The 18264-nt window shown below is 55.3% G+C and carries 16 protein-coding genes and 2 pseudogenes; 10 read left to right on the top strand and 8 right to left on the bottom strand.

What is annotated here, in order from left to right:
- Positions 1–111 precede the first annotated feature (111 nt).
- A complete protein-coding gene (locus tag AC1RJY_RS16040; RefSeq protein WP_014922550.1) occupies positions 112–390 on the top strand; it encodes a hypothetical protein in 279 nt (92 codons plus the stop codon).
- A gap of 526 nt (positions 391–916) precedes the next feature.
- The gene (locus AC1RJY_RS16035) at positions 917–1513 is read left to right on the top strand and encodes an alpha/beta fold hydrolase (RefSeq protein ID WP_353580115.1); all 597 of its coding nucleotides are present in this window, start codon (positions 917–919) and stop codon (positions 1511–1513) included.
- 74 nt (positions 1514–1587) lie between these two features.
- On the opposite strand, the gene AC1RJY_RS16030 is transcribed toward AC1RJY_RS16035, so the two are convergent.
- Positions 1588–1767 carry a hypothetical protein gene (locus AC1RJY_RS16030; protein ID WP_014922549.1) on the bottom strand — a complete coding sequence of 60 codons (180 nt, stop codon included), beginning with the start codon at positions 1765–1767 and terminating at the stop codon, positions 1588–1590.
- Between the two features lie 229 nt (positions 1768–1996).
- On the opposite strand from AC1RJY_RS16030, the pseudogene AC1RJY_RS16025 reads away from it, so the two are divergent.
- A pseudogene (locus AC1RJY_RS16025) lies at positions 1997–2761 on the top strand (UTP--glucose-1-phosphate uridylyltransferase); the annotation flags it as partial.
- Positions 2762–2844: 83 nt separating this feature from the next.
- Here AC1RJY_RS16025 and AC1RJY_RS16020 read toward each other — a convergent pair.
- The 7 genes and pseudogenes from AC1RJY_RS16020 to gmd all read right to left on the bottom strand — a co-directional run bounded on the left by AC1RJY_RS16020 (position 2845) and on the right by gmd (position 11044).
- On the bottom strand, positions 2845–3273 hold the full coding sequence (locus AC1RJY_RS16020) for a VanZ family protein (protein WP_162486178.1): 429 nt from the start codon (positions 3271–3273) through the stop codon (positions 2845–2847).
- A 281-nt stretch (positions 3274–3554) separates the two neighbouring features.
- The gene (locus tag AC1RJY_RS16015) at positions 3555–4175 is read right to left on the bottom strand and encodes an LPXTG cell wall anchor domain-containing protein (RefSeq protein WP_014922546.1); all 621 of its coding nucleotides are present in this window, start codon (positions 4173–4175) and stop codon (positions 3555–3557) included.
- Positions 4176–4347: 172 nt separating this feature from the next.
- Positions 4348–6213, bottom strand: coding sequence for a DUF4012 domain-containing protein (locus tag AC1RJY_RS16010; protein ID WP_498602696.1), 1866 nt, complete (start codon positions 6211–6213; stop codon positions 4348–4350).
- Positions 6214–6215: 2 nt separating this feature from the next.
- Positions 6216–7529 carry a UDP-glucose dehydrogenase family protein gene (locus AC1RJY_RS16005; protein ID WP_043470584.1) on the bottom strand — a complete coding sequence of 438 codons (1314 nt, stop codon included), beginning with the start codon at positions 7527–7529 and terminating at the stop codon, positions 6216–6218.
- 34 nt (positions 7530–7563) lie between these two features.
- Entirely contained in the window at positions 7564–9000 is a 1437-nt protein-coding gene (locus AC1RJY_RS16000) for a sugar transferase (RefSeq protein ID WP_014922543.1), read from the bottom strand.
- A gap of 41 nt (positions 9001–9041) precedes the next feature.
- Positions 9042–10016 carry a GDP-L-fucose synthase family protein gene (locus AC1RJY_RS15995; protein ID WP_014922542.1) on the bottom strand — a complete coding sequence of 325 codons (975 nt, stop codon included), beginning with the start codon at positions 10014–10016 and terminating at the stop codon, positions 9042–9044.
- Positions 10016–11044: pseudogene (gmd, locus tag AC1RJY_RS15990) on the bottom strand (GDP-mannose 4,6-dehydratase). The gene AC1RJY_RS15995 and the pseudogene gmd overlap by 1 nt, the downstream one beginning before the upstream one ends.
- 283 nt (positions 11045–11327) lie before the next feature.
- Here gmd and AC1RJY_RS15985 point away from each other — a divergent pair.
- The 7 genes from AC1RJY_RS15985 to AC1RJY_RS15955 all read left to right on the top strand — a co-directional run bounded on the left by AC1RJY_RS15985 (position 11328) and on the right by AC1RJY_RS15955 (position 18159).
- Positions 11328–12053: a WecB/TagA/CpsF family glycosyltransferase gene (locus AC1RJY_RS15985; protein ID WP_043470581.1), complete on the top strand. Its 726-nt coding sequence runs from the start codon at positions 11328–11330 to the stop codon at positions 12051–12053.
- Positions 12050–13210 carry a glycosyltransferase family 4 protein gene (locus tag AC1RJY_RS15980; protein WP_014922539.1) on the top strand — a complete coding sequence of 387 codons (1161 nt, stop codon included), beginning with the start codon at positions 12050–12052 and terminating at the stop codon, positions 13208–13210. Before AC1RJY_RS15985 ends, AC1RJY_RS15980 begins: the two co-directional genes overlap by 4 nt.
- 106 nt (positions 13211–13316) lie before the next feature.
- Complete coding sequence (locus AC1RJY_RS15975) at positions 13317–13718, top strand: serine O-acetyltransferase (protein ID WP_162486177.1); 402 nt, start codon at positions 13317–13319, stop codon at positions 13716–13718.
- Positions 13719–13781: 63 nt separating this feature from the next.
- Positions 13782–15122 (top strand): lipopolysaccharide biosynthesis protein, encoded by a 1341-nt coding sequence (locus tag AC1RJY_RS15970; protein ID WP_162486176.1) that lies wholly within the window; start codon positions 13782–13784, stop codon positions 15120–15122.
- A 3-nt stretch (positions 15123–15125) separates the two neighbouring features.
- A complete protein-coding gene (locus tag AC1RJY_RS15965) occupies positions 15126–16166 on the top strand; it encodes a nitroreductase family protein (protein WP_162486175.1) in 1041 nt (346 codons plus the stop codon).
- The gene (locus tag AC1RJY_RS15960; RefSeq protein ID WP_014922535.1) at positions 16157–17278 is read left to right on the top strand and encodes a polysaccharide pyruvyl transferase family protein; all 1122 of its coding nucleotides are present in this window, start codon (positions 16157–16159) and stop codon (positions 17276–17278) included. The genes AC1RJY_RS15965 and AC1RJY_RS15960 overlap by 10 nt, the downstream gene beginning before the upstream one ends.
- Positions 17275–18159, top strand: a complete 885-nt coding sequence (locus AC1RJY_RS15955; protein WP_498602695.1) for a glycosyltransferase family 2 protein — start codon at positions 17275–17277, stop codon at positions 18157–18159. The genes AC1RJY_RS15960 and AC1RJY_RS15955 overlap by 4 nt, the downstream gene beginning before the upstream one ends.
- Positions 18160–18264: the final 105 nt, after the last annotated feature.

Genomic DNA, 18264 nt, shown 5'->3' with positions numbered 1-18264 from the left:
CCCTCAGCAGGCTGGACTCGTAGTTGATTTCCGCGGCGAAGAACCTCGGACTGCTCCGCATCATGACCGCCCGACACCTCCGACACTTACACCGACCACGCCCGTGAGCAAATGCAGATGCTCACCAACCGGAACTCCCTCACACCCACCTACTTGAACGAGATGGGCCACATCCAGAGCAACTTCGAACGCGCCCTAGGTACGGGCTTCCCGAAAGAGCTGCCGCTGCTGCTGTTCGTGGTCGCGGAGAACAAGCAGACACCGGAGTGGCTCGAGCTGCACCACCGCCAAGCCGCGAGCGTCACAGACGGCACCGTGTTGCCCCTCCCTGGCGAGCACTACCTCCACCACACGCACGCGAAGGAGATCGCTGAAGGGGTGAGGGCGTGAGAGACGGGCGGGTTTAATGGCCTGTTAGAGCAAGAGTAACGATTGCGATGGTTGCTACGAGAAGTATCGCAAGCCCCACGTACGCGGGCCATTTGGGTCCTGTTTTGTGTGGGTTGATGTCTACGTATGGCAAGAGGTTTCGTGTCCCTTCAAAGAGCAACATTGCTAATTGGTGCGATGATTTTTTTGGAGTCTGCACAAGTGCACAGCCCTGGGGTTAGTGGCAGCGGCACGCCTCTGTTTGGGCAACATTTGATTTGAGGCGTGCCGCCTGCATTATCATAAGGCTACTTTCCAAGATTCCTATATGTTTCGGGGAGATCCCAAAGGCCACCCGAACTTCCTAATGTCGTGGATCGGCAGGCTCGTGGGGGAGTGACTTTGCACTCGTTCCCTTGGGTCATGAAGTCCGAGGTTAGGACTGTCACCCTGCGTACAGGAATTAGCGTGCCCTGCCTCGTCCAGGGACACCTTGAGCAAAGAGTCGACGACGGCGGCGCGCCACTACTGCTGTTGCACGCCTGGAGTGAATCCTGGCGAAAGTTTTGATCGATTGCTTGCCTCGGTGCCGTCGCAGTTTCTGATTGCACCTGACCTGCGCGGACATGGTCATGCGGACAAGCCCGAGATGGGGTACTCACTCGTCGAAGTGGTGGCGGACGTGGTTGCGCTGCTGGGTGGTTTGGAGATTACGCGGGTACAGGTCCTGGGTTCCTCCAGCGGAGGATACCTGCGCAGCAGCTGGTCGTTCCGCATCGGCGCTTGTGGCATCACTGATCCTGGTGGGAGCACCACTGAACATGCGCGGGAAACCGCCCTTTGTGGACGAAGTGGAATCGTTGATAGATCCGATTTCCGAGAGCTGGGGTGCGAGAGTCTATGTCCTGGCACCGCCTGCTGCACTCAGTGCCCGTTTCCTACATCGAAGACCGTGTGCAGCTCGGCCGCGGCGTGCCGGCGGCTACTTGGAAAGCGTAGCTTCGAGGATTCTACGAGGCCGTTCCGCCCATTGAATCGGGCGCCGTTTCAGTTCCTACGCTTATCCTATGGGGCGCCCATGATTACTTGGTTCCGCGACACCATCAAAAGACCGTCGCCGAGGGCATCCCCGGTTCACAGTTGAAGGTGTATGAAAAGACCGGCCGTTTAGTGCTTTGGGAATGCCCGGAGCGGGTGGCGGAAACGTGACTGCGTTTCTTAAGGAATTCCTCCAAGCTGCGTGACCTCGCGGATTGTCTGCACTTGTTCCTTTAGTCGCGTCTCCTGCGCGCGTCTGCCAGCATCGTAGAACCACCACTGAATGTTGCCTTCTGCCGCGCTAGCGGCCTCGATGACTTCTTCGGTGTCTTGACCCTCATTGATTACGTACCTCGGCATGCTTCCCCCATTTGTAAGCGCAACCACCAATGTCCTCATTGTCTAGGTCTTCAGTGGAAACGAGCGGCTCCGTCAATCAAGTGTAAACACCTGCCCGCACTGAGCTAGGGCAAGGACTTGAGGTGGGCAGTGTCGCCCCTATAATAGGTCCACTAATTAGGCCTTCGGCAATAGTTCGCCCTCAACTTCGCAATTCAACGGCAAATTTATGAGGTTTTTTCATGACTAAATGGGGGACGCTGTGCGAAAAGCTGTCATTGCTGCTGCCGAGTTGGGGCCTCGTTTCCTGCCTGCAACGAAGGCGATGCCGAAAGAGATGTTACCGGTTGTACACGTGCCGGCCATCCAGTAGGTCGTTGAGGAGGAGGTCAACGCCGGGCTTACAGATGGTCTTAGGATTACCGGACGCAGCAAGCGGACGTTGGAAGATCATTTTGACCGTGCCCCAGATCTTGAGCGGACCTTGAAACTAAGGGCGACAATCAGGATTGGGTGCTGTCCAGCACGCCTCGGACTTGGGCCCGGTACCAACGTAAGGCAAAGCGAGCCAAAGGGGCTAGCCACGCAGTTCTTTGCGGCCGACGGCATGTAGGGGACGAACCATTTGCCCTTCTCTTGGGAGATGACCTGATCGACGAACGGGATGAGCTCCTAACCACGATGATGGTTGTTCAAGGCAAAACCGGTGCTTCGGTCGTTGCACAAATCGAGGTGGAGTCGTCGCAAATCAGCACTTATGGTTGCATGGGTATCTTCGTGAAGAGGGAGAACAGTACGTTCGCGTGAATAAACTCGTTGAGAAGCCCAACGTTGAAGATGCCCCATCTAACTTGGCAGTCATCGGGCGTTAATCGTGCACCCAGCGGTCTTTGATGTATTGGATACGACGGAGCGTGGGCGTGGAGGCGAGATTCAATTAACAGATGCCCTTCAAACTCTGGCGACAACTGACGGCGAGGGCTCAGGCGTCTTCGGCGTGGTATTCCCCGGTCGGTTCGGTAGGACTTGAAGGCCTGGATGAAGGGCTTTTATTGCCTAGGGACCGCGATACAGCGGAAAGGTCACTGATGCCTGGGCCTAGGCTTCCGCCAGTCTCGGTGCACCGATTCGAGCAAGCAGGCGTGCTGAAACTATTCCAATGACCGCCCCACAAGTATTTGTGACAACATCTGCGACACTCGCATAGCGAGCAGAGATAAATAGCAACTGCCCGAACTCCATGCACAGCGAAGCTGCCAGCCCGATGGCGGCTAGGTGCCACCAAGATTTTTTGGAAAGCGCCATGGCGGCAAGAAAGCCGAGTGGAATGAACATCACAACGTTGGCAAAAGACTCAACAAAATGATAGTCAATCCAGCGGGGTGCACCGAGTCCATGAAGATACTTTAGGACTATAGTAAGTGTGCCTAGAATCGGTTTGTCTACGGGTGCAGGCCAAAAACCGACCAGCGCAAGGCTTGCCAAATATGCCGTCAGGGCTATTCGCCATGGAAATGGGTTTTTCAAGCGCGCCCTCAAGAAGTTCGAATAATTGCCCAGGCACTGACGCTGATGGCCGCTACAGCCAGTAGTCCAAGCAGTGCGTATTGCGGGAATTCCGTGGGCAACTGATGGCTCCGCATCCTGGGGATGCACAGTTCAAAATGCCACCTTCGCCTTCTCCAATGTCGCCCCATGCTTCCTATGGATACCACAGGCGACTTGTTTGGGGAAATAAAACCAAAAAATGAGGGTGGTTTGCCAACAAGAATATTGTTGGCAAACCACCCTCACGTGGTCCAGTCCTATTAGGCAGAAACCTCGGTGCTCTTCGCGCGACGGCGAGCTACCACGACGGATGCCGTGCCGGCTGCCAGCGCGCCTGCGCCCACGAGGGACCACAGGACGAGGCTGGAATCAGCACCGGTGTTAGCCAGCGGAACGCCGCCTGTGTTTGCCAGGTTAGTTCCAGTTCCGGTGGTGCTGCCCGTGTTTGACAGGGCCGCGCCGCCAACAACTACCGTCACGGGTCCGACAGTTACGCCAGAGGTGTTGCCGGTAGCGGTCAGAGCATACGCTCCGGGTTCGTTGATGACGATTGAAGCGGAGAAGGCGCCATTCCCATCAGCTACAGCAGGAATAGTGGAAGGTGCCAGCGGAATGCGTCCGGCGACCGCGAGACTGCCTGCGGAAACGCTGCCGCCACTGGCGGCAGGCGTTCCTGTCGGCGTTACCGTGATGGTGATGCCTTCGCCCGGCGTAAAGCCGGTGCCGCTGAAGATGAATGCTTCGCCCGGTGCCACGGAAGCATCGGAAACTGCGACGCTGGTGTTCGGAGCCGGGTAGTTGGCGTTGTTTGCTACGGCCGGTACTGCGCCGAGAAGTGCGATGGAACCTGCGAGCGTGAGTGCTGCAAGAGATTTCCTCATGTGTGTCCCCCCTGAGACCTTTTGGTACGACGTGGTGTGTGGAGATTTCCGAGACCCTACGAGACCGTAAGAGAAACCTCATGTGCTGCCCACATAGAACTTACCATTCAATGCTCGCAAGCAGCAAAGAAAATCCAGAGCCGTTACAAAGGATTAACGTGTAAGTCTTCTCCTATTCACAGGAACTGGCACCCGGTGTCTTGATGACGTCCTTGACAAGCTGAGTCGTTGGTGTGACAACCAACTGAGGCTCAGAATGTTGAACGATGTGACCGAAATTGAAGATTAGCGTAGTACTTTCACCTGGTGCCAGCTTGATGGTTGATGTGCCGACGGCTCGCTGCCCGTGCCGTTGCGCTGCAAACGGTATTTGTAGTCCGTCCTTGACAACAGTGTCAACATTCGCTTGGGCCGGTCCGTACGCGACGATGTTCGTCTGTACCGTGCCCGCCGGAACCCCGAATACACCACCTCCAGTGACGTATTCCGGGAGGGAGACTGCAGCATCCTCTGGGGCCGTGTTGGTGCTCGTGACGCTCAATGCGACTTCACGGTAGCCGTCGCGGGTGCAGTCTCTGACGACCTGAACGTTCCGCTTAATCCAATAGTCCATTTTGGCCCCGGTGCCATCATTGAAGTACACGCCGAACTGGGTGGGCACAACGCTTGAACCCGAGACGAGTCCACCAATTGAATACTTGCCGATAGTGGCTTGTTCGTCCTTGGATCCGGACCATAGCAGGATTCGCCGCTCGTCGATTCCCTTAGAAATCGCCTCCATGAGATTCTTTGGGTCGCTCCTTCCATCCGAGATAGCTGCGAATATTTCTGCGGCCGCTCCAGCGAAGTAGACGTCTTGGAGGTTTGGATTCTGGATTTTGGCGTAGGCATCAGACAACAGCGTTGGAACAACATTCTTACTTGTGAGTTCAGACGGGAGATCATCACCAAACTGCTGAGTAAGCGCCTGCGTTAGCTCAACCGGCCCCGTCGCGTCGAGGATGAAACTCAGCGCGACAGGATCGATGGAGAGGACACCGTCAAGGCGTTCCCCATTTTTCTTCTCCCACATGGTCTGAGCTGTGCTCGCTGTCGTTGCGAAATCGGGTGTCAGGTTGACGTCCTGCATAAATTTGCCCATACGCGCGGAATAGATGGCCTGCTGTTCCCCGTCAACGGAGATCGGCGGAAGGAAGGCGCCAAGCTGGCCGGCTGTCGTTTGAGACCCCAGAGAGAGTTTTCCTTTATCAACGCTGAGAACGGCGAGAGCGCCGGGTATACCCCCCGTAGCCCTGGACTCCGCGTTGTTTTGAAAAAGTAGTAGATAGCGCCGAGGGGTGTCTGCTCCCATCATTGCTGGGGCTAAATTGGCGGCGTCCGAGGCAGAATCAAGCCCCTTGCTCAGCCCTGTAAGTTCGTTCCGCGCAGAGACGAGCGGATCGGAGATCTGAGGTAGGAGTGTTGACTCATCGATGCGGTTTAGACGCTGGGCAGACTCCCTGACTGCGTGTGCGGCTGACTGCACGCTAGGTGCGGCGGCTTTGAGAGGAGCGAGGTCGATTCCGGCGGAGCTAGGAGTCAATGTGTTCCAATCCAGTGATCGGAACACCTTCACAAGCGGGGCCGCCCCCAGCCGCGCTACATCGTCCGCAGCGGACGAGACTTCGCTGGCCGCTTGTAGGTTTGGTCCTATCCAAGGAAGAACTGCAGCCACTTTCCACAGTGGATCCCCTGCGGCGCTTCTGGCCGACCCAGTGTGGGCCGTAAGTGCTTCAACCGTCCTGGACGCACCTTCAGCGTCAGCGGAAGCGATCTGGGTCTTGAGCGTAGGGAGCAGCTTTGTGGCTGCTGTTAGCTCAGACTTAATCAACTCCGCTCTCGATCCCAGCCAGGCAGCAGCGGAAACGGCTGCGATCAGGATGAACGCCGTCAATCCCCCAGCGATTGCAAAACGCCGACGGCGTCGCGTCTTAGCACGTGCTGATTTGGCACTTGCGGTCTTTGTGGACTCCGGCTTTTTCCCGCTCCTGGCGCTCATGCCTACGGCCGTCCGAGGCCACGGTATTGCCAGCCCGCCGAACGCCACTTAGCTGGATCAAGCACGTTACGGCCATCCAGAATGCGAGGGATTGCCACCGTTTCCTTAAGAACGTGCGGATCAAGTTCCCGGTATTCCTGCCACTCAGTGAGAAGCAGCACAGCGTCTGCGTTTTGTGTGGCGGCGTCCAAGTCCTGCTCATATTGGAGTTCAGGAAACCGCCGAGACGCATTGGATAGCGCCTTTGGATCAGTGACCGTCACTACCGCGCCTTGCAGTTGGAGCTGCGCAGCGATGCTCAACGCCGGAGAATCTCTTACGTCGTCGCTTTCGGGCTTGAATGCGGCGCCGAGTACTGTAATGCGCTTTCCAAGGAGACCGCCCCCGCATAGTTCACGTGTCAACTCCACCACTCGGCTTCGGCGACGCATGTTGATCGCGTCCACTTCGCGTAAGAAAGTCAGGGCTTGATCAGCTCCGAGCTCCCCAGCGCGTGCCATGAATGCGCGGATGTCTTTAGGCAGGCAGCCACCTCCGAAACCGATACCAGCTTGAAGGAACTTCCGACCGATTCTGTCGTCCATACCAATGGCATCAGCGAGCCGAGTCACATCAGCCCCGGCGGCCTCGCATAGCTCAGCCATTGCATTGATAAAAGAAATCTTCGTTGCGAGGAAAGAGTTTGCAGCTGTCTTCACCAGCTCGGCGGTTGGCAGATCCGTGACGAGTCTCGGCGTACCGTTGGAGAGAGGCGTGGCATAGAGCTCATCCAGGACGAGGACGGCCGGATGCTCCTCGGAACCGTCTGCAACGCCGTAAACGAATCGGTCGGGCAGCAGCGTGTCAGATACGGCGTGTCCTTCTCGGAGGAACTCAGGATTCCAAACTAAGTGTGCTTCCGGCTGACGTGCCTCAACTAAGGACGAAAGTCGGGCGGCCGTCCCGACGGGGACCGTAGACTTGCCGACGACGACATCCCCTGGTGCCAGATAGGGGAGAAGGCCTATGGTCGCCGCATCAACAAAAGTGAGGTCTGCTCCATTTTCCCCCTTCTTTTGAGGGGTTCCCACGCAGATGAAATGAACGTCCCGCCCACCTGCAGCCGCCATGTCTGTGGTGAATGTCAGTCTTCCGGTTTCTTGGACCTCTTCAAGAAGGGCTTCGAGACCCGGCTCGTAAAATGGCGCCCTGGCAGCTGAAAGCTCGGCGATTTTCCGTTCGTCAACGTCGATGCCTACCACGTCATGACCCAGCTTCGCCATGCAGGCCGCGTGAACGGCGCCGAGGTAGCCGCAGCCTATAACTGATATACGCATAAGTGGTTCCTTCCAAAGTTTCAGCCCTGTTGGGCTAGTAAGCACCAGTGCCGTGGAATACTGCGCGAGCGGTGCGGAGAATAATGACTAAGTCGCCGGCAAGGGACCAATTCTCAACGTAGTAGAGGTCCAGCCTCACTGAATCCTGCCAAGACAAGTTAGATCTTCCGCTGACTTGCCAAAGTCCAGTTAGTCCTGGCTTGACCAACAAACGCCGGCGGACATCGTGTTCGTAAGCCGCAACCTCTCGAGGAAGAGGAGGTCGGGGACCAACCAAGCTCATTGAGCCCATGAAGATATTGAAAAGTTGCGGTAATTCATCAAGGCTATATTTCCGTAGGATGCGACCAACCCGAGTAATTCGCGGATCATCCTTAATCTTAAAGAGCAAGCCGCTTCCCTCGTTCTGACCTTGAAGTTCCGCTAAGCGAGCCTCCGCATCGACAACCATCGACCGGAATTTGAGCATTTGAAAATGCCGTCCCTCGATGCCAACCCGATCTTGCTTGAATAGAACGGGACCTTTGCTTTCGATCTTTACGAGAGTCGCGATCGCCAACATAAGTGGCGTGGTGAAAGCAATCAGAAGACCCGAAACCAAGATGTCAAACAGCCGCTTGGCTACGCGCTGCCCACCTTCCAATGATGGTGTCGTGACATGGATCAACGGCAAGCCAGCGACTTGCTGGGTGTGGATTCTTGGGCCCGCAATGTCGGTAAGAGCGGGGGCCATGATAAGTCCAACGTTCCTAGCTGCCAGTTCCCACCCAAGATGTCTTATTGTTTGGGGATGCAGCTGCACGCCAGCAGATACGGCAACAGCGTCCGCCTGGCAGCTGTCGATCGCGGCCAGGACAGACTCAGTGTCGGTTCCGTTTCCTAGAACCGGGAGCCCCGAATCCTGCTCAATGCCTGTCCGAGCTGCTGCCCCAGGCGTGTAGGCGGCGACAGGCAGGTATCCGGAATGTTTAGCACTGTGTAGCGACGCTGCGAGATGGGCAACAGCACTGGGGCCGCCCAGAAGCAGGAGTCGGGACATGCTTTTGCCCTTTTGCCTCGCTACGCTGAGGTGCTGGCGAAGAAGCCACCGTGCAAGGAGTAAGCCGGCCAACCCCACTGGTAGTGCAATTCCTACATAACCTCGAGCAGGCTCAATTCTCAGAACATAGGAGAAAATTGCAATAAGTCCGAATAACCAGAGAGAAGCGGCGGCCACCCTCTTGTACTCGTCTGGACCGGCACCAAGGATGCGACTTTGCCGGCTGTTCCACGCCCCAAGCATGAACCACCAAACGATGGCAATTGCGGCTGAAATCCAAATATAATTTGGCTCTTCGCCGGAAATGACGAAATTAGGATCTACCCCGAAGCGAATTACGTAAGCGCCTACAACAGCCCATATGATGACGAAAGCATCTACAATCCGAAGTCTCCGGGATGCCTCAAGCTGCCAATCCTTTTCCCGACTCAAAGAGCCCCCATTCCCTTCCGGAACTGCGAACTAACCAATGGCTACGTACGGACGTTCTCAAGATTTGAGCGATACCATTCAACCGTTGACTGTATTCCGGCTTCCAAGTCGATGGATGAAGTCCAGCCTGCATCTGTAAGACGCGAAACATCCAGGAGTTTTCGAGGCGTACCGTCAGGCTTGGACGTGTCCCATTCAATTTCACCTGAATAGCCGACAGCTCGCGCAACAGTCTGGGCCAACTCCTTGATAGTCACGTCCGTCCCTGTGCCGACGTTGACCTGCTCGGGGCCGTCATAGTTTTCGAGAAGGTGCAGGCATGCTGACGCCATGTCATCAACATGGAGAAACTCCCGGCGCGGTGAGCCAGATCCCCAGTTAGTTACCAATGTGGCTCCAGACGAGGCTGCTTCATCGTAGCGCCGGATGAGTGCTGGCAGCACGTGGGAGCCTGTCGGTGAAAAGTTGTCGCCGGGGCCGTACAGATTCGTAGGCATGGCTGATATCCATGGCAATCCGTATTGGCGGCGGATTGCTTGCACATGCATAATTCCCGCAATTTTTGCAATGGCATACGCATCGTTTGTGGGTTCGAGATGGCCTGTCAGCAGCGAGTCCTCTCGGATTGGCTGTGCGGCAAACTTCGGGTAGATACATGAAGAGCCAAGGAACAGTAGACGTTCTGTTCCGTGTTCGAGAGCGGCATCCAAGACGTTGACTTGAATCCTCAAGTTGTCACTCAGGAAGTCCACTGGGTGGGTTTGGTTCGCGAGAATGCCCCCCACTTTTGCCGCTGCCAGTACGACATAACGCGGCTTGACCTGAGAGAAAAACTCGAACACAGCATCGCGATTCTTAAGATCGAGCTCCGAGGAACTTCGACCCACCAAATTCGTGAAACCCTCAGATGACAGGTGTCGCCAGATGGCCGACCCCACCAAGCCACCGTGGCCGGCGACGTAGAAGGTGCCGTCCCTGTCGAGGACGCCCGGCTCAAACGCAGACGATTCGGACATCAAATCTTCCAGCTTTCAAGGTCGACGGTGTCGATCCAGTGATTTCCCGCATGATTAAGTGCCTCGATGTCAGCATCGACCATGATTCGTGCGAGTTCCGGCGTCTGAACCGTGGCTTTCCATCCGAGCTTCTCGTGCGCCTTTGAAGCATCTCCGACAAGGGCGTCGACCTCGGTGGGACGCAGGTAGCGTTCGTCGAAACGTACGTACTTTTCCCAGTCCAGGCCCGCATGGTCAAATGAAATCTGCAAGAAGTCCTGCACGGTGTAGTTTCCGCCGGTAGCGAGAACAAAGTCCTCCGGTTCGTCGGCTTGCAACATTCTCCACATGCCCTCCACGTACTCGGCTGCGTAGCCCCAGTCACGTACGGCATCGAGGTTGCCCATATACAGAAGGTCCTGTCGACCAGCCTTAATGGCCGCAACCGCTCGCGTGATCTTGCGTGTTACGAATGTTTCGCCGCGCCGAGGAGACTCATGATTGAAGAGAATGCCGTTCACCGCGAACATGCCGTATGCCTCACGGTAGTTCTTGGTTACCCAGTAGCTGTAAACCTTGGCTGCGCCATATGGCGACCTGGGATAGAACGGAGTGTCTTCATCCTGGGGTGGAGGAGTGGCCCCGAACATTTCTGAAGACGAAGCCTGGTAGAACCTCGTTTCGATACCAGACATACGAACCGCCTCAAGGAGACGAATCGAGCCGATTCCTGTGGTGTCACCAGTGTGTTCCGGCTCGTCGAAAGAGACTCGGACATGTGACTGGGCTGCCAGGTTGTAAACCTCATCCGGCTGAATTTCGGCCATCAAAGTCACAAGGCGTGCCCCATCACTAAGATCACCGTAGTGAAGGAACAGCTTTGCCCGCGGGTCGTGGGGATCTACTTAAAGGTGATCAATGCGAGCCGTGTTGAAGGTGGAAGCACGGCGGATGAGACCGTGAACTTCGTATCCTTTCGCGAGGAGCAGTTCCGCAAGGTAGGAGCCGTCCTGACCTGTGATACCGGTGATGAAGGCACGTTTAGTCAACGCAGTTCCCCCTGAGTCTGTGTCATGAGTCCAAAATGTTTAGCGGCCTCTGGACGCCACGCTGGTTGTGGCGTCCGATCATTGGGTGGCCGAACGCCGTCAGCATACCGGTTTTCGACAGCCACTGCGTTACGGTCACGTTTCGTTGCGACGTCTTATACCAACAAATCATGACAAGGCTAGTCAATTGATACACTTGTCCTACGCGGGAGATGACTCAGCACTCCCGCAAGTCTCGATGTGTTTCCATGCATCGGCCGGGGTAATCATTGCAGGGGGTCCAATGGAAAAGGTCAAGTTTGCAGGCGTGCCGTTCGCGACTTCCACGCCAGACCAAGCGGTCGACGTAATAATCAGTAAGGTCAAGGCCGGAGGCACAGCCCTTGATATCCACTTTCTGAACGCGTACAGCATTGCTCTCGCCGAAACAGATAGTGGATTCAGGAAATGTGTCTCCGAGGCTGCACTGAACTTCCCTGACGGGAAACCGATCTCAGTATTACAGCGAAGACTCCACCAGGTTCGAGGCCCAGGGCTCTTCGAGGCAGTCATGGATCGCGGACGAGAAGTAGGGCTTCGCCACTACTTGCTTGGGTCCACTGACGAAACGTTGCTAAAGCTCCAACGCAGTCTCGAGTCTCGTTACCCGGGCGTGGAAATTGTGGGAAGCTTCAGTCCTCCATTTCGGAAGCTCACCCCTGAGGAACTGCAGGCACAGGATGACCAGATCAGGGCCTCGGGGGCGGAGATAGTCTGGGTCGGGTTGGGAACGCCTAAGCAAGACTACGAGGCTGCGAGACTTGCCTCTGTCGGTATTATGTGTGCCGCCGTCGGTGCGGCATTCGATTTCTCTGCTGGAACAAAAGCCGTATCACCTAAGTGGGTTACAGCCATTGGGCTGGAATGGGTCCATCGTCTTCTTTCGGAACCTAGACGCTTGTGGAAGCGCTATGCGTGGGGTAACGCCGTGTTCTTGTATGCGGCCACGAGAAGCAGCCTGACACGGTGAAGATTGCCGTCGTCCACAGTTTTTACTCTGGCGCTGTTCCGAGCGGTGAAAATAATGTAGTCGAGATGCAAGTGGAAGCACTTCGTTCCAGCGGGCACGAAGTTGAACTTGTAGATGTGCGAACCGACCAGTTGTCAGATAAGCCACTATACAAACTCAGGACCGCCGTTAATATCATTAGCGGCGGTGGTGAAAGCCCACTCGAACGACTGAACAACTTTTCCCCGGATGTTGTTCACGTCCATAACTTGTTCCCTAACTACTCTACTCATTGGTTGGGTACCTGGGATGGCCCCCTTGTTGCGACAATTCACAACTTCAGGCCTGTATGTGCCGCGGCAACACTCTTTCGTGATGGACAGACGTGTACTAAGTGCCCTCAGTCAGGTCACCACAACGCAGTCATTCATGCATGCTATAAAGACTCAAAAATTGCGACGCTGCCACTGGCGATTCGATCATCGCGAGGCTTGACTCATGACCCTGTTCTCTCACGCGCTGATGAGTTGGTTTTCCTCTCGGATCGAGCACTGCGTACATACCGCGAACTAGGGTTGTCGCCTGAAAATTGTACGATAATACCTAACTTCGTTAGTGGAGATAAGAGGACGGGAACGCCAGGGGCGGGTAAGCACTGGATTTACGCCGGGCGCCTCACTCAGGAGAAGGGCATAACCGATCTGCTTCGGAATTGGCCCTCCGATGAACTCCTGAGCGTTTTTGGGGATGGCCCGTGTCTCGAAGAAGCCATGGACCTTGCAGGATCGAATGTCACGTTCTCTGGTAACGTACCCCGGGCGGTATTGCTGTCTGAGTTGAGCGCAGCTAAGGGGCTAGTTCTACCGAGCAGTTGGGCTGAGGGGCTTCCGACGATTTATCTGGAGGCACTCGCAGCAGCACTCCCAGTCGTCGCTAGGGCGGGCAACAGCGCGGCAGACGACATATCCTTGCACGAACACGGGGTTGTATACAGCGATCCTGAAGATGTGAAGGAGGCAGTGCAAGTAGTGAACGATGGGCGCGAGCTCTTCGCAGAGCAGTCACTCGCTCGCTATAAGCAAGCCTATACTCCCGATGCTTGGGTCGATGGAGTCGTAGCGGTTTATCAAAAGGCGATCAGAACCAGAAAGCGGACGGACTATGCGACTAGGCATTAATAATCTGAACGATCTTAGTCGGTATGTGTCAGCAGATAGACGAGCAAATCCCAGAGACCCGAAAGCCCAACTGGGATTGCTAGTTTTGAGAGTCTGCCAGTGGCTAATGGGTGACAACACCCGCCCTAGAAAAATATCTCTGCCGTTTATTGCAATCTACCGAATCATTTCGGAAATTGTGTTTGGGTTTGAGCTGCGGCCTAAGACCTTTATTGGTCCAGGGCTCACTATCTACCACGGTTTTGGGCTTGTGGTGAATGATCATTCAGTCATCGGATCTGGAGTAATCCTCCGCAACGGTGTCGTTATCGGGAACAAGGTTCCGGGCGGTCCGTGCCCGACGATAGAAGATGGTGTTGAAATTGGTGCCAATGCTGTCATTATTGGCGGGGTCCGCATCGGTCGCAACTCAAAAATTGGTGCCGGTTCGGTCGTGACCAAGGACGTTGCGGCTGAGTCGGTCGTTGCGGGCAACCCAGCCCGTGAAGTTGCCAGAATTGCCACCTGATAGCTTCTCCGCAAGCTTGGTACGAGAGATGAACGAGCCTGAATGCAGTCTACCCAGACGCGAGTGAAAGCCCCCACGCCCGGCCCGCAGCGTGGTGGGTTCCGCAAACTTGTTTCCACGGCAACTAGCACGGGTATTCTCACAGCAGGCATCGTCCTCCGTGTATTAAGCCTTTTTGTATTGACTATTCTTCTGGGTAGAAGCACGGGTGCAAACGAACTAGGTGCATTGTCATTGCTTCTAGCTGGTGCGGCACTGATGCAGTCAATATCAGTGGGTGGCCTGGCGGGCGCTGCCGTCCATAAACTTCTGACTTCCGGCGATAATGTTAACTCCGCTCTGCTCGCACTAGTCTCATCTAGACTAGTCTTGATTTTTCCAACATTTTTAATTGGAACTCTACTCATTGCCTCAACGGAAATAATTGATAGCCCAGTTGGAATCGCAGTCTTTTTTGCTGGCTATGCCATTGGTGCCTTTGATGTCGGGGAGCTCGGAAAGTCTGCCAAAGGTCACTTTCTGTCCATGGGAATCGCTCGCATATTGGCGGTTATCGTGGTTGCGGCCCCGAAGTTCATCGCGGCAAATCAGGGTGACCTTGCGGGTGTTCTAATTTGGCAGGGATGTGAGGCAGCGTTGTGGCAGCTTGTGGTACTGCCAGGATCCGGCTTCAAGCTTCGCCTGCTAGGTTCGGCCTTCCGGCAACTGAAATCTGGCTTTGAGCAGGTCTGGACGCTAAGAAGCCTTTGGCTGGGGAATGTGCTCTCATCGCTTGCGCAGCGCATCGATATCTTCATTGTCGGTGCCCTGATAGGCCAATCAGGTGTTGGGCAATATTCAACTGCAAGTCGTCCAGTGGAGGCTTCTGTAATTCTTGCGACGAGCATGGTCACGGTCCTCTTCAATGGCCTCGTTCGTTCCAGTCACACCCCGTCAAGATATGCCAGGAACTGTCGTAAAAGTGGCCGCATAGTAGGATTGATGGGTTTGGTAGCAACATTATTACTCGCCTTTGCAGGGCCACCATTGATCGAGTGGCTGTATGGGCCGGAGTTCTCAGCGGCAGCTGCACTGATGCCGATTTATGCGATATCGACATTTTTCGTCTTCCAGCGGCAATTTCTGAGCCGACTTATTATCATCGAGAAGGCCTACAACGTTAGCCTTGTAAACAACTTAACGATGCTGCTCTGCAGCGCCGGGTTAAATTTTGCGCTCATCCCATACTTTGGTGTGCTCGGTGCCGCAATAGCTGCCGCTGTCGCCCACCCACTCTCCCTTGGAATGAGCATGGCAACAACCAAGCGGGGCCGGCGTCTTCTCGGTCTCGCGTTCGGTGGCCTGGTGCTTTCCAAAAGACTGGTTCGGCTCACTGCGCACCGCGCAATAGATGAAAGGCAATAGACGTTGACAGCAACGGGCAGGATGTTCGAGTTACTTCGACGACAGAAACGGGCCGTCTTCAGCAAGGCAAGCCACCTGGCGCAGGCGAGACTGGGGGCAGGTCTGTACTTCCTCCTCACAGGCGCCTTCGGCGACGAAAAAACTGCTGTCATGCAGGGGAACCATCTTCACTTTAGTGGGGAGCGTCTGGGAAACCATCGCATGTTTCTGCGTCGTTCAGTCCACAGGATTGAGAAGGGGCTGATCTCCCGTCCCATGCGGAAATCTTTCGCTGCTGACTACATTGAGGGCACTCTTGAGACGTACGTGAATTTGCGCAACGCAGAAACGGAAGACAAAGGCGAGCTTCAGTGGGCCCGCGACGTACTGGCAAGATACTTTGAGTCAACCCTTCAGTCGACGGACGATCGCATAATCCGTGCTCGGAAGCGCTGGCACGGGACTGATCATGCCCCTTCCATCGTTTCGGACGATCTATCGCCCTTCCCGTATCACGCGATCAGTTCGGAAAAAGCGTTCGACGAAGTTTCCCGTGTCGCCATGAACCGAAGATCGGTACGTTGGTTCAAGCCGGACGTCGTGCCGAGAGAAGTGGTTGAAAGAGCCGTGCAAGTCGGCTTGACTGCACCAAGTGCGTGTAATCGTCAGAGTTACCGGCTTGAGTTAATAGGACAAGGAGACCTTCTCGACGAGGTAGCCTCTATTCCTATGGGCACTGCTGGTTTTGCCCAGCAGATACCCCTGCTTGGGGTCCTGATAGGGCAACACCGAGGGTACGAGCATCACCGAGACCGACATGCAATCTACGTCGACGGCGGTCTATTCAGCACAGGATTTATTCTCGCCCTGGAAAGCCAGGGCGTCAGTTCCTGCTGCATCAACTGGCCCGAGATCCCTTCGTTGAACAAGCGAATGTCTGCAGCCTTGGGCCTGCAGAGAGATGAAAGGGTTGTCATGTTGATAGCCATTGGATATGGGATTGATGGTCAAGAGGTTCCGAGGAGCCACAAACGGAATATTGGGACGGTATTGTCATGGCGCTAAAAACCATTCTGATAAGTGGCGCTGAAGTTGGGGATAAGTTCCTTGGAAATCGCGGAGCCGAACATCTTCTTAGAACGTCCGCAAGCCGCCTGCGGAGCATGGGCCTACAGCCAGCGGTAACCTTCGGCAAGGTCGATGCATCGTTGTCAGCAGAATTGGGTCTGGTTCAGTATGTTGGTAATCCGCGAATCGACAAGGTGGACAAGTTTCTTCCGCGGTTCAAAACATCCAATTTTGTCAACATCAAAGAGCTGTCTGGCGTTTTGGATGCTTCAGGATTCGCGCTTGGTGACGCTTGGGGAACCGAGACGGCAAAATGGTTGAAGCGGAAATATCAACAGTGGGATAGCCACGGCGTACCGGTCATCGCCTTGCCGCAGGCGTACGGATCTTTCACAAGTCCGGAGCTAGCGAAGCTCTGCCGCGAGGCGCTTGAGATCTGCCAATTGGTTTATCCACGGGACAGAACGTCGGCAGAACACCTGGAAAATTTGGGGCTAGGTGCTAATCTTTGCGACCCTGTCCCGGACATCACCATCGGCGAAGAGCTGCAGGGCACAAAGTCGCAGAGAGCGGAGCGAATGGTTCTGGTACCAAACTGGAATCTAGCGGAGCGCGGCGATAAAGGTGCTTACAGCGCCTCACTCCTCGAGAGCATTCGTTGGGCGCACCGCCACAAACTTGAAGTTGTAGGGGTTCTTCACGAGGGTTCTCGCGATCTCAAGCTTCTGCAGCAATTGCAGTCTGAGGAGACAATCCGCATAGTAGCTGACCTCACAGGATGGGAAACAAAGCGCTACATCGCAGAGTCCCAGGTCGTGGTTTCTGGTCGTTACCATGCCGTACTGGCCGCACTGACAACAAGCACGCCTGTCCTAACACACTCGTGGTCCCACAAATATCGGGAAGTGCTGAGCCAATTCGGAGTCGAGGAATGGCTGGCAGATCCGAGCGACCCTAGTTCAGTTTCGAGACAACTCGACCAAATTTCGGCATCTGGCAAGACGGTGAAACTAAGCGATCACAAGCAGCTCCTGAGGTCCTCCATTGATGCAATGTGGGGCCAGGTTCAGAACCTGCTCAGCTCATCTTCGAAGGTGACACTTTCGTGAGCGGAAACGGTGACCACAGCACACCCGTTGTCTCTGTGATCATGCCTACTTTCAACGATCGGCAGGTAATCGGCGACGCCATTCAGTCGATAGTGAACCAGACGTTCGACTCTTGGGAGTTGTTGGTGGTCGACGATGCATCAACAGATGGGACGGCCGATTTCGTGGCCAAGAACTTCCAAGATCCCAGAATCTCCGTTATTCGTATGGAGTCCAACTCAGGTTCGGGCGTATGCCGCAACCGAGCCATAGCCGCGGCACGGGGGGATTTTGTGGCGGTCATGGACGCAGATGACATCTCCTTACCGCAACGGCTAGAGCTCCAGGTCGATCAGTTGAGACTTGACCCGGATCTTGGGGCTGTATCAGCTCAGGTACTTGAGTTTGGAACATGGGGTGGACCTGTGCCTGGGTCGTGGCCAACAGATAGCTCGAATATCAGGGATCGACAGCTGGCTAAGAAGATGCCGATTCCTCATCCGGCTGCGATGTTCCGGCGGCAACAAGTAATAGATGTTGGCGGATATGACGAGGCGTGCCTGCGTGCACAGGATTTTAGTCTGCTCTTGCGTTTGGGAAATATCAAGTTGGCAACTTTGGACACGCCTCTTGTCAAGTACCGGACAAATAGACCGATCGGTCTTGGATACGTCATACGGAACGATTGGTACGCAGACTTGGCGCGACGCCGAAATAGTGCCCAGCTGAATGGCACTCGGCTCGACGAACTTCCGACAGAAGTCCAAAAATCGATCCGGGGCCTCGTGGGCTCATGCAAGAGCTGGTTGATCCGCAATATTCGGGAGCAGTGGCAACTCCTCCGTCTCAAGCGGAATCCGAACTTGCGCCGGACACACTCCGACACAAGCTGGGGCAGTTGATGACTGCCTTCCTGAGCACCAGTCCGGGGCGACTTGCCCGAAGTCGATATCGGGCGGAATGGCCTTCGTCACCAGCGTTCGCCATTTGTGAGTACACATCTCTGG

Source organism: Arthrobacter sp. GW822-FHT05G07, from assembly GCF_058799755.1.
The sequence above is the reverse complement of the archived record's forward strand: the minus strand, read 5'-3'. Positions and strand labels throughout refer to the sequence as shown.